General features: G+C 70.0%; 12 protein-coding genes. 6 read left to right on the top strand and 6 right to left on the bottom strand.

Annotated features, from left to right (window positions below; translation table 11 throughout):
* Positions 1 to 50 precede the first annotated feature (50 nt).
* On the top strand, positions 51 to 1,229 hold the full coding sequence (locus AB7F12_RS26650; RefSeq protein ID WP_428501401.1) for an MFS transporter: 1,179 nt from the start codon (positions 51 to 53) through the stop codon (positions 1,227 to 1,229).
* Positions 1,230 to 1,323: 94 nt separating this feature from the next.
* Here the strand turns inward: AB7F12_RS26650 and trpS are convergent, their stop codons facing one another.
* The 3 genes from trpS to AB7F12_RS26665 all read right to left on the bottom strand — a co-directional run bounded on the left by trpS (position 1,324) and on the right by AB7F12_RS26665 (position 4,032).
* Positions 1,324 to 2,364: a tryptophan--tRNA ligase gene (gene trpS / locus AB7F12_RS26655; protein ID WP_428501400.1), complete on the bottom strand. Its 1,041-nt coding sequence runs from the start codon at positions 2,362 to 2,364 to the stop codon at positions 1,324 to 1,326.
* A gap of 163 nt (positions 2,365 to 2,527) precedes the next feature.
* On the bottom strand, positions 2,528 to 3,241 hold the full coding sequence (locus AB7F12_RS26660; protein WP_428501399.1) for an alpha/beta hydrolase: 714 nt from the start codon (positions 3,239 to 3,241) through the stop codon (positions 2,528 to 2,530).
* A gap of 341 nt (positions 3,242 to 3,582) precedes the next feature.
* Entirely contained in the window at positions 3,583 to 4,032 is a 450-nt protein-coding gene (locus AB7F12_RS26665) for a DUF6194 family protein (RefSeq protein ID WP_428501398.1), read from the bottom strand.
* A 398-nt stretch (positions 4,033 to 4,430) separates the two neighbouring features.
* Between AB7F12_RS26665 and arsB the strand changes: the two genes are divergently transcribed.
* From arsB to AB7F12_RS26680, 3 genes are read left to right on the top strand one after another with little or no spacing between them, the layout of a single operon-like run.
* Positions 4,431 to 5,504: an arsenic resistance protein gene (gene arsB / locus AB7F12_RS26670; RefSeq protein WP_428501397.1), complete on the top strand. Its 1,074-nt coding sequence runs from the start codon at positions 4,431 to 4,433 to the stop codon at positions 5,502 to 5,504.
* Positions 5,501 to 5,926 carry an arsenate reductase ArsC gene (locus tag AB7F12_RS26675; RefSeq protein WP_428501396.1) on the top strand — a complete coding sequence of 142 codons (426 nt, stop codon included), beginning with the start codon at positions 5,501 to 5,503 and terminating at the stop codon, positions 5,924 to 5,926. Before arsB ends, AB7F12_RS26675 begins: the two co-directional genes overlap by 4 nt.
* A gap of 36 nt (positions 5,927 to 5,962) precedes the next feature.
* Positions 5,963 to 7,114, top strand: coding sequence for an MFS transporter (locus tag AB7F12_RS26680; RefSeq protein ID WP_428501395.1), 1,152 nt, complete (start codon positions 5,963 to 5,965; stop codon positions 7,112 to 7,114).
* A 5-nt stretch (positions 7,115 to 7,119) separates the two neighbouring features.
* Here AB7F12_RS26680 and AB7F12_RS26685 read toward each other — a convergent pair whose 3' ends face one another.
* Entirely contained in the window at positions 7,120 to 7,632 is a 513-nt protein-coding gene (locus AB7F12_RS26685) for a DinB family protein (RefSeq protein WP_428516959.1), read from the bottom strand.
* A gap of 90 nt (positions 7,633 to 7,722) precedes the next feature.
* On the opposite strand from AB7F12_RS26685, the gene AB7F12_RS26690 reads away from it, so the two are divergent.
* Entirely contained in the window at positions 7,723 to 7,860 is a 138-nt protein-coding gene (locus AB7F12_RS26690) for a hypothetical protein (protein WP_428516957.1), read from the top strand.
* 309 nt (positions 7,861 to 8,169) lie between these two features.
* A complete protein-coding gene (locus AB7F12_RS26695) occupies positions 8,170 to 9,702 on the top strand; it encodes a hypothetical protein (RefSeq protein ID WP_428516955.1) in 1,533 nt (510 codons plus the stop codon).
* A 169-nt stretch (positions 9,703 to 9,871) separates the two neighbouring features.
* Here the strand turns inward: AB7F12_RS26695 and AB7F12_RS26700 are convergent, their stop codons facing one another.
* Together AB7F12_RS26700 and AB7F12_RS26705 are read right to left on the bottom strand one after the other, a co-directional pair.
* On the bottom strand, positions 9,872 to 10,684 hold the full coding sequence (locus AB7F12_RS26700; protein ID WP_428516953.1) for an HNH endonuclease: 813 nt from the start codon (positions 10,682 to 10,684) through the stop codon (positions 9,872 to 9,874).
* A gap of 12 nt (positions 10,685 to 10,696) precedes the next feature.
* A complete protein-coding gene (locus AB7F12_RS26705; protein ID WP_428516951.1) occupies positions 10,697 to 11,395 on the bottom strand; it encodes a hypothetical protein in 699 nt (232 codons plus the stop codon).
* Positions 11,396 to 11,566: the final 171 nt, after the last annotated feature.

The following is an 11,566-nucleotide window of genomic DNA, read 5'->3' on the forward strand; positions in this document are numbered from 1 at the left end:
ACGGCAGATTATCGGAAGCTCGTCGTTCGCGTGGCAGCGATCGTTGCCGGGTGAGCACTTCCGAGACCATCGCGCAGGTCGCGGCATCGCCGTGGCGGCGCATGCGGCTGTGGGCCGCCGCCCACGCCGTCGACGACTTCTACCAGGGCCTCGTCCCCGCGGCTGTCCCGTACTTCGTGCTGCAGCGCGACGTCGGCTACCTCGGCGCCTCGGGCCTCGCGCTCGCCGCGACGTTCGGCAGCTCGCTCCCGCAGATCGCCGTCGGCCTGCTCGCCGACAAGCGTCGGATGCCGTGGATGTCGCCGCTCGGGCTCGCACTCGCCGGTATCGGAGCCGGCGTCGCCGGGCTCGTGCCGTCCTACCCGCTGATGTTCCTGTCGCTGCTGGTCTCGGGGCTGGGCGTGGCGATGTTCCACCCGCCCGCAGGCCGCGACGCCCGCCGCGCCGCCGGGGGCAGCGCCACCGCGATGAGCTGGTTCGCGGCGGGTGGCAGCGTCGGGTTCTTCGTGGCGCCCGCGCTCGCGACCCCTGCGCTCGACGTGTTCGGGGTCGGCGCGACGGCACTGTTCATCCCGCCCGCGGTGCTGATGGCGTTCGCGCTGCTGCGCCATCAGCGCAGGACATTTCGGTCGGCCACGGCGTCGGTCCGGGCGACGGGCGTCGACAGGCCGCGGCTGTTCGCGACGCTCACCGCCGTCGAGGTCGTCCGGTCGACGGTGGCGTTCGGGGTCAACACGTTCATCGCGCTCTACTGGATCCGTAACCTCGGTTCGACGCCCTGGCTGGGCGGTCTGGCGCTGACGTTGCAGCTCGGCGGGGGAGTGCTGGGGACGCTGGCGGGCGGCCGGATCGCCGACCGCATCGGCATGGTCCGCACCGTCCGGCTCGGCAACGCCCTGCTCGTCCCCGCGCTCGTCGCGATGCTGTTGTGCGGCAACCACTACGTGGCGCTGCCGTTCGCGTTGCTGGTCGGGCTGGTCACCAACATCCCGTTCGCCGTCCTGGTGAAGCTCGGGCAGGACTACCTGCCGTCCCGTCCCGGCACCGCCGCCGGGGTCACCCTCGGCCTGGCCGTCAGCGCGGGCGGGCTGTTCCTCCCGCTGCTGGGCCTGGTCGCGGAGGCGCACGGCCCGCGCGGCGCGCTGGTCGTGCTCGCGATCGTCCCGGTCGTGGCCGTGGTGCTGTCGGCGTTCCTGCGCGAGCCCTCCCCGGAGCCGTCCCTCGAGTAGTGCTCTCCGCCGCCGGCGCACACCCGAGCGCAACCTCACTGTCGTGCCCCGGCCCGTCGGCAACCCTGAGGTTGCGCGCGGATCGGGACAGGCCTCAGTAACGCATCCCCATGGCGCACCGGACCTCGTCGAGGGTGGCGTCGGCGATCGCGTTCGCGCGTTCGTTGCCCCGCGTCAGGATCTCGTCGACGAGGCCGGGCTCGGCGGCCAGTTCGGCGCGGCGGGCCCGGTGCGGCGCGAGGTAGGTGTTGACGGCCTCCGTCGTCACCTTCTTGAGCAGCCCGGCGCCGCCGTCGCCGATCTCCTCCGCGACCTCCTCCTGCGTGCGCCCGGTGCAGAGCGCGGCCGTCGACAACAGGCCGAAGACGCCGGGACGGGTGTCCGGGTCGACGGTGATGCGCCGGTCGCTGTCGGTGCGCGCCTTGCGGATCAGCGCGGCGGTCTCGTCGGCCGACATGCCGAGCACGACCGCGTTGCTCCGCGACTTCGACATCTTCTGCCCGTCGAGGCCGGGGATGTCGGGGGCGTCGGTGAGCATCGGCTCCGGCACCCGGAAGACGGGGGCGTAGCGCTCGGCGAAGCGGCGCGCGATCACCCGGGTCAGCTCGACGTGGGGGAGCTGGTCCTTCCCGACCGGCACGAGGTCGGCCCTGCAGAACAGGATGTCGGCGGCCTGGTGCACCGGGTAGGTGAGCATCAGCCCCGACAGCGCGCGGCCCGACAGCGCATGCTCGGCGCGGACCGTCGGGTTGCGGTGCAGTTCCGCCTCCGAGACGAGGCTCAGGAACGGCAACATCAGCTGGTTGAGCGCGGGCACGGCGGAGTGCACGAAGAACGTCGTGGCCTGCGGGTCGAGCCCGGCGGCGAGCTGGTCGAGCACCGCGCCGCGCACGTACTCGGGCAGGCGCTCGGCGACCTCGCGGTCGGTGACCACCTGGTAGTCGGCCAGGATCACGAAGGTCTCGACGCCCGCGCGCTGCAGCCGGACCCGCTCCACGATCGTGCCCAGCAGATGCCCCAGGTGCAGGGGGCCGGTCGGGCGTTCGCCCGTCAGGACCCGGTGCTTCTCCGGTGCTGCGGCGATCGCGCCGCGCAGTGCGGGCATGCGCGCGACGGTGGCGGCGTAGGAATCCATGGTCGTCTCCTCGGGGATCGGGGCCGCACGCGCAGCCGACCGTCTCCTGCGAGGAGGAACGCGGGCTGCTCGTGCAGCCCGCGGACATGCATCTATCCGGCTGCGACGAGCAGCCGCCACCAGGTGAGCCGAGTGGAACGCACGAGGCGAGGATAGCCGCGGTTCACAGCGCCGCAAGGACCGCCGCGGTCTCGGTGGGGTGGGTGATCATGCAGTCGTGCGGGCCCTCGACCTCGACGTAGCTCCACGCCGGGTCGGCCTTGGTGCGCGCCGCGATCTCGGTGAACAGGTCCACACGGGGCTTGATCGTGGCGTAGACGTACGTCGCCGGGATGCCCGCCTCGGTGGCCGGCCGGCGCATCGACGCCTTGTCGGTGAACGTCGCGAGCGGCTGTGGGCGGGCCTGCCGGCGCACCCACTCCCGGTCGCCCACCTCGACCAGACCCCACCGGTCGAGCGACTCCTCGTCGAGCGGGATGACACCCGCGTCCGTGTCGGCGCGGTCGAGGAAGTAGCCGCCCGCGGGCCCCAGCAGGTCGATCACCGACCGGCCGTCCTCCGGCACCAGCGCGTCCAGGTAGACGACGCGGCGGAACGCCTCCGGCCGCCGGTCGACGACGCTGCCCACCACCACGCCCGCGTAGCTGTGCCCGACCAGCACCACCTCGGTGAGCTCCTCGGCGTCGACGAGCGCGAGGACGTCGTCGACATGGGTCTGCAGCCCGATCCCCGTCGACGTCGTGAGGTGCGCCCGCTCGCCCATCCCGGTCAGCGACGGCGTGAACACCGAGTGGTGCCTGTCGCGCAACAACCTCGCCGTCCGCGACCAACACCATCCGCCGTGGAACGAGCCGGCCACCAGGACGAAGGTCGTCACGGGCCGATCATAGGTCGGCGCCGCTCGTCAGACCGTCGTCAGCGCAGCGTCAGGGGCCCGCCCGACGCTGCACCCATGACTCGACAGCCGACCCTCTCGGCCCGCACCTGCCGGCGCCGTCGGGCTCGCGACCGCCGCGCCCTGCGCGACCGCGGCGAACGCGTCCGCATGGTCGGCCGGTCGGGCCGCGCGCCCGCACCCGACGGGGTCGAGGTCGTCGCCGGCGCGCGTGCCGTCCACAGGCGCTCAGCCCGCCCTACCGGCAGTGGCAGCGGGAGCTCGCGCGGCTGCGGGCCGGGGGCTCGGCCTGACTGCGACACCGCCGGACCGCGGGCTCGAGCTCACGCCGGCGGCGACACCGGTGCGGTGACGGCGCGGCGACGCTTCCTGTTCTCGTCCTGCCGGACCGCGAACGTGTGGGCGTCGTCGAGCAGCCCCTGCACCGCCGGCCACGTGCGGTCCGGGTTCAGGACGCACACCCAGTGGTGGCCGCCGTAGACGGGATGGGGCATCACGACGTCGAGCGCCGCGTGGTCGTACTCGCCGTCCGGGTCGACGACTTCGGCGAACCGGGCCCTCGGCAGGCCGATGTTGAGCCGGAAGACACCGGGCCGGTCGAGGTCGGAGGCGTCGTCGTTCACGTTCGAGGTGACGATCGTCGCCCAGCCCTGGCGGGGCCGCGTCTCGTAGTCGTGGTCGGGGTCGTACACAGCGAAGAAGTCGCCGTTTCCCTCGATCATCCGGGTGTCGGCGTAGCCGCCGACGACATGACGAACCTGGTCGACATCCACGGGTTCAGTCGAGCAGCTTTCCAAGATCGCTCACCCAACGGAAGTGGCGCGGATCACATGTGCCGGGGCTCTATCCTGCGGCGTGGGCATGACGTTCGCGACGCGACGATCCGACACCACGGCCCGGACCTTCCGCCTCGACGGTGCCCGCCTCCGGACCCCCGGCCCCGACGACGCGGAGGCCCTCGTCGAGCGACTCGTCCGCACCGGGACCGTCGTCCGCGACCCGCTCGTCACCGACATCCTCCGCGGACACCACCCCACCGCGTCGGGGCGCACCGTCGAACGCCGGTTCCGCGCCGCAACTACCGCGTCCAGCCCGACGTGCTCGGGCGCCTGTCGGCCGTCCTGGTCCCCGGCGCAGCCACCCCGGACGTCGCGGACGCGGCGGTCGCGCGATGAGCGCTGGACCCGAGACGGGTACCGCCGCGCCGGTCGTCGGGCGGCTGACCACCCTGGACCGGCTGCTACCGGTGTGGATCCTGGCCGCGATGGCGCTCGGCCTGCTCGCTGGGCGTCTGATCCCCGGACTCGGGTCGGCGCTCGATGCCGTGTCGGTGGCCGGGGTGTCGCTGCCGATCGCGCTCGGACTGCTGGTGATGATGTACCCGGTGCTGGCCAGGGTCCGCTACGACCGGCTGGACACGGTCACCGGCGACCGCCGGTTGATGGTCGCGTCGCTGGTGCTGAACTGGGTGATCGGCCCGGCGCTGATGTTCGCGCTCGCCTGGTTGCTGCTGCCGGACCTGCCCGAGTACCGCACCGGTCTGATCATCGTCGGGCTGGCGCGCTGTATCGCGATGGTCATCATCTGGAACGACCTGGCCTGTGGGGATCGGGAGGCCGCCGCCGTGCTGGTGGCCCTGAACTCGGTGTTCCAGGTGATCGCGTTCGCCGCGCTGGGCTGGTTCTACCTCGACCTGCTCCCCGGATGGCTGGGCCTGCCGACCACGGACCTGGAGGTCTCGCCCTGGCAGATCGCCGGGTCGGTGCTGGTGTTCCTCGGTGTCCCGCTGCTGGCCGGCTACCTCTCCCGGCGCCTGGGCGAGCGCACCCGGGGGCGGGACTGGTACGAGTCGCGGTTCCTGCCTCGCATCGGGCCGCTCGCCCTCTACGGGCTGCTGTTCACCATCGTGATCCTGTTCGCCCTGCAAGGGCAGGCGATCACCTCCCAGCCGCTCGACGTCGCCCGGATCGCGCTCCCGCTGCTGGCCTACTTCGCGCTGATGTGGGCCGGGTCCTACGCGCTCGGGCGCGGGATCGGGCTCGGCTACGCCCGGACCACGACGCTGGCGTTCGCCGCGGCGGGCAACAACTTCGAGCTGGCCATCGCCGTCGCCATCGCCACGTTCGGCGTCACCTCCGGACAGGCACTGGCCGGAGTGGTCGGCCCGCTGATCGAGGTCCCCGTCTTGGTTGCCCTGGTCCATGTCTCCCTCGCTGCCCGACGTCGCTGGAAGAAGCCCACATGACCAGCGCACCGGAAGTCCTGTTCGTGTGCGTGCACAACGCGGGCCGCTCCCAGATGGCAGCCGCGCTGCTCGACCACCACGCCAAAGGCGCCGTCGTCGTCCGCTCGGCCGGGTCCGCGCCCGCCGACACCATCAACCCCGCCGTCGGCGAGGTGATGAGCGAGATCGGCATGGACCTCGACGGGGCGTTGCCGAAACCGCTCACCACCGACGCCGTCCAGGCCTCGGACGTGGTGATCACGATGGGGTGCGGGGACGCATGCCCGATCCTTCCCGGCAAGCGCTACCTCGACTGGCAGCTCGACGACCCCGCCGGACGCACCGTCGCCGAGATCCGGCCCATCCGCGACGAGATCGACCGCCGCGTGCGTGAGCTGCTCGCCGAGCTCGTCCCCGCCACCGCCCGACCAACTGGGCACTGACCCGGACGGACGCCCCAACGGCCGACGGAGGTCCAGGTGAGCAGACGACGCGTGCTGCTCGGCGCGATGCTGCTCGACCTGGCGGTGAGCCCGCTGTTCGCCTGGGACGTGTTCACCGCCTCGCTGCAGCGTGAGCTGGGCGCCGGACCGACCGCGCTGACCACCGTGTTCTCCGTCGGTCTCGCCACGTTCATGGCCGGTGTGCTCGTGGGTGGCCGGATCGCCGACTCGGTCGCGCCACGACGGATGGCCGTGGTCGCCGCGGTCGGCACGGTCGCGGGTCTACTCGGCAGCGCAGCGGCATCCTCGGTCGTGGTGCTGGTCCTGGCGTTCGGCATCGTCCTCGGCGGAACGACAGGGCTCGGCTACGCGACGGCGGTCCGGGTGGCCGGGACGTTCAAGACCGGCCGTGGTCTCGCGCTCGGCCTGGTCGTGAGCGCCTACGCGATCGGGACCGCGATCCTCGCCCCCGCCGCAGCGGCCCTGCTCGACGGACTCGGCCGCAGCTGGACCTTCGTCCTGCTCGCCGTCGCACTCGGTGTCCTCCTGGTCGTGGCGGCCGTCCTGCTCCCCGCCGAAGCGGCCACCGCGCCGACGGCCGAGTCCGGTGCGGATGACCGCCGGGCGCCGCGCGGCCCGGTTGTCGCGCTGTGGCTCGCCTTCGGGCTCGGGAGCGCACCCGCCCTCTCGGCGTTCGCACATGCCGGCCAACTCGCCGGATCGACTGCGGTCGCAGCGGTGGCGGTGACGCTGCTCAACGTCGGCAACTTCGTCGGGCGTCTCGCCGCCGGTCCGGCCTCGGATCGCGTGGGGCGGCGAGCGACCCTGCACGCGAACTCGGCGCTGCTCGTCGTCGCCTGCATTCCGCTCGCTCTCTCGTCGACCGGCCCGCTCGCCCTGGTCGCGCTGTTCCTGCTCGGCACCCAGTACGGGGCGCTCTCCACCCTCACCCCGGCTGCCCTGTCCGACGTCGTCCCCAGGCAGCGGTTCGGCGCCGTCTACGGCCGCGTGTTCACCGGCTGGGGCATCGCCGGACTGCTCGCCCCGATCGCGGTGTCCGCCGTCGCGGCCGTCACCGGCTACGGCGTCGTGTACGCCGCCTTCATCGTGATCGCGGTCCTCGCCTGGGCGTGCGTGGCAAGCTACGGCCGGATGGCATCGGCCGCCGTAGCGCCGCCGATCACCTGAAGCGGTCAGCCGTCCAGCGTGAGCTGGCGCCGGTGATGATCGAAATGCTGGGTGCCGAAGTGATAGACGTCCAGGACGGTCATGGTCGACCGGAAGTAGGGGTCCCAGGTCGTCGGGAAATGCATCGCCAGCCCCAGACGACCACGGTCCGCGTCCGTGGTCAGGCTGCGGTCCAGGCCGTTCACCAGCCGGGCCAGCAGGAGGGTCATCGCGCGCGGGCTCACCACCTCGCCCGCGCAGCGCGCTCCGAGGTAGTTGACCACGTGGAACGGTGCCCGCGTCGCGTCCAGGACCCGCGCGAACCCCGTGCTGTGGCCGAGCCGCCCGAGAGCACGAACCAGTGGCAGCAGGGTCCGGACCACGCCGTAGCCGAGCACCATGTGGAACAACAACTGCCGGTTGGTCCACCGAGTGCCGTTCGTGGCCCGACGCATCGCCTGCGGATTCGCCGTCCTGGTCATCTGCTCGAACTCCGCTTGAGCACGTCGCATCTCGGCGCGGATCTCGGTGGGCTTCATCAGGCCTCCGATCGGACTCCTACGGCGGCGCACAGGTATCGCCCGGTCCGGCGGTGTGAGGCGAGGGCGACGGCGGAGGGAGCCGCCGAGGTGCTGCACATCAGCCGCATCACAACCTACGACCTCATCCGCGACGGCGACCTGCTGTCGATCAAGATCGGACGGCGGGTGTCGCCGGACAACCGGCGCACTGCGCTCGACCTGCTGGAATCCCAGCTCGGCCCCTGACGACGACGCGTGAGGGTTGCTGTCAGACGCTGCTGTCGACGGCCCCGGAGGACCGTTCCGGAACCACGTGATTCCGCTGGTCTGGGTGGCGGGATTTGAACCCACGGCCCCTCGCTCCCAAACCGAGGGCACACGGTCCAGCACCGTCCGTGACCAGCCGGTCCGGGTCCGGCAAGATCGCTCCGGGACCGCCGTTGTCCGCCGCCGTTGCTGTCACCGATCGCTGTCAGCCGGCGGGGCTGTTCGGCAGGGCTCGGCCGTCGACTCCACCGCCTCGAACGTCGGCATCGTCTCACGTGAGCAGGGCGCATGAGCACCCCTCGCCGGGCCGCTCTCGTCGACGGCAACGGGCCGCGCCGGGCGGCGCCGGCCGCCCGCCGCGGGCCGGAGGCAGGAGCGGCGGGCAGGCCGGGCGCCGCCCGGGGCGCGGCCGTTGCCAGGCCGCGCCCGGCGGCCCGGCCCGGGCTTGTCCCATGTGCCATATCTGTCCGCAGCGAGGACGAGAACGCCCTCACGGTCGCTGGGCTGTGGCGGCCGTCGTTCCCGAGCCCGGAGCTGGTCCAGCACGCGGCCGACCTGATCCCGCACATCTCGGCCGGCGCGGTCGGCGAGGCCGGCGTGATCACCGAGGGGCCGCGCTGGGAGATCGTCGTCAGTCCCGGCGTGTTCCGGGTCCGAACACGTGACTACGCCCGCGCCGAGCGTCGGCACGAGCGGGAGGTTGAACGGCACCGCAAGCACATCGATGTGGCTGCGACCTGGGAGGGCGACATGCCGGACCCGCTGCCGACCCGAGGCGCCATCACCGCCTGGACGCGACGCTCCCGCTCGCGGCTCGTCGAGCGTCTGTCCGATCTCGACTACACACGCCTCTACGGCCGGTTCCACATCTGCGGCGGCTGTCGCGAGGAGTTCGACGACGACCTCGACCACTGCCCGCGGTGCCGCTCGCCGCGGTACGACGTCGAGGACCGCAGGGGCCGGCTCCCGGCCATGCTGACGCTGACGTACCCCGGCGACTGGCTGACGGTCGCCCCGAACTCCGACGCCGCGATGGGCCACTTCCAGGCGCTCTGCAAGCGCTACGCGCGGGCCTGGGGCGAGCCGCTGCGCGGGCCGTGGAAGAAGGAGTTCCAGGGTCGCGGAGCGGTCCATTTCCACATCTCGACGACCCCGCCGATGGGCACGACGCCCGTCACCGACCCGGAGACCGGCCAGCCTGTCCGCGTCGACTTCAAGCACTGGCTCTCGATTGTCTGGGCCGAGATCGTCGGCCATCCGAACCCCGAGGAGCGCCGCAAGCACCTGCTCGCCGGGACGGGCGTCGACTACGGCCAGGGCCTCAAACTCACCGACCCGCGCCGCATGGCCGTCTACTTCGCCAAGTACGGCGCCGCCGCGACCGGCAAGGAGTACCAGCACCGGGTGCCGCGGGAGTGGGTCGACACGGTGCTCGTGTGCAGCTCGTGCGGGGTCGAGCACGACCAGGCCCTCGACGAGTGCCCCGACTGCGGGTGCCCGGACGTCGATGTCGTCGAGCGCGGGAGCGCCGGCCGGTTCTGGGGCTACCGCGGCCTCAATCGCGCACTCGCGGTCCGGCAGGTGACGCCGGACGTCGGCATCGCGGCCGGCCGCATCGCCCGGCGCTGGTACCGGGCCAAGGGCCTCACGAAGCAGATCACGGTGCAGCGGGTCGAACAGTCAACGGGCCGCCTGCACTATCGGCGGTCGCGGGTGCGGAAGGAGCTGTTCACCCACAGGCGGGGGTTCTTGTGCGTCAATGACGGCGCCACCTTCGCATCCCAACTGGCTCGGTACTTGGGCGGTCTTTCTCCCCACTGATTCTTCGCCCAACCGTACCTTGTCCGCCTTGCGGCGCACGTGCGCCAGATCAGGGGTGGGGGTGGGGGCCACGGTGGTTCGCCCCGCTGGACGAACGTCCGAGGCCCCCACCCCCACCCCAGATAGCCTTAGTTGCCGGCCGTCGAATCTCGCGACGCTAGCACTCTAGTCAGCAATTCGGAGGGAGTATAGGTATGTCCGAGAGCGGCCATGAAACCATTAGCTGCGTAGCAAGAAGGATGCCTACTTGCGCTTCGCCGCCTTCTTTGTCCACATATCGGCACAACGCCGGACTCGGAATCTGTGGGTCGCCTGCTCGTTGAAAAGTCCTCCCGATGAAGAGGGAGTCAGCTATACCGCTTCTTGGCACCTTAGAGGTACTCGCTGCGTCGCGAGCGGCTACAAGGTCACGCCGAATTTCGCGCGCGGACTCGGTTTCGGGAATTTGCCCAAGTGATAGGCATGCCGCGAGGTATGCGTGTTTCAGGGCGGCAATCCGCCAACGGTGCTCGTCGAGCGACCTGACGGTGAGCTCGAACTCGCGACTTTGAAGCATTCTGCGCTGATCGACTGTAATGCCGCCAATCACAAGGAGAATGAACTCGCCATTCGTCGCAGTTCGGTAGTACATCTTGGGAATCCGCCGGCTTCCAATAACGGCGGAATTCGGACTCGACATTAGAACGCGACCAATCGAGCCGCTAAGCCAGGCGAAGAGTTCGTCCTCCACTCGTGAACCGAGATCGTTGTTGCAGCGGGCGCACGTTAGTGTCCGTATTTGGCCGCCGATCGAACGCGGTGGGACATGCTCACGGTCTGCTGGACTATTCTCCAAACAGATCGGGCATCGATCGAACGCGTAGTAGTCGATCTCAAAAAGCGCGTCTGCGGCGAACTCTGACGCATCAGCGGGAGCTTCATGTCTGACGTCAAGCCCCAGTGCTTCAATTCGAAATTGATCAGGTGGCTGGCGGCTTACCATGCGGACCCCTGTCTACTTTCGCCAGAAGAACAGTATCCTGTTGAGTCGCCCTCCTTCCTTACACCGCCCATCTTTATCGATCTCCTCGGCCTTTGCGGCCGCTTCGTCAAAGCTGGCAACGCCGGTGTCTCTACCGACAAGCTGGAACGTCATATCTCCTTGCGTATACCGGTCGGTGAAGTAGGTCCCAGCCATTGTTGAAGGCCGTCGGTTACCTGGCCGCAAGGAGCAGGTCCCTAGGTGGCGTGCACTTCTTGCCCGGTGCCGCTGCATGGGGCTGTTGTCGTATACGAACGTCAGCCATTCGGTGTCGCTGCCATTTGTGCGGTCCCAGAAGTGGGATCGAGTAAGGCTCATGCTTTCGCGTGTCAGAAGCCTGACACTGACACTCCAGTACGTCTGTGAAATGGCAGCGAACGCTTCAATCGGACCGCGATCGCCGCCTTCGGGAATGTGACTCTCTGCTGTGGGGTGCAATACTACAGACCAGAGGCCGTCGATCCGTGGGCGGGCCGTCGAGCGCCACAATAGGGGCAAGCGCCAAAGAAACGTGTCCCAAATAACGAGGATCAGTACCGCAAGGCTGGGCAGGTAGGCCAGAATTCTCTTGATGTCGCCATCAAGCCGAACTCCGGCGAAGTATAGAACAGCGCCATAGGAAATCCCGATTCCTGCCGCGGTTGCTCGAACCGCTGCCGCTGGCCGATTCATTCGAGAGTGATGTATTCGAAGTACAGGAGCGTCTCTTGGACTAATACTGCAACGGCACTAATATTGAGGTGGTCGTTGGCCGCGCCGGCGGTAGTGGCAGGTCCGGGCTTGATGTTGTCGGTGTCGACGCCAGTCTGACCAGGCCAGGACGTGCTCGAGGCAGGCGGTCGG

The organism is Pseudonocardia sp., assembly GCF_050250275.1.
In the GTDB taxonomy this organism is placed as follows: Bacteria; Actinomycetota; Actinomycetes; order Mycobacteriales; family Pseudonocardiaceae; genus Pseudonocardia.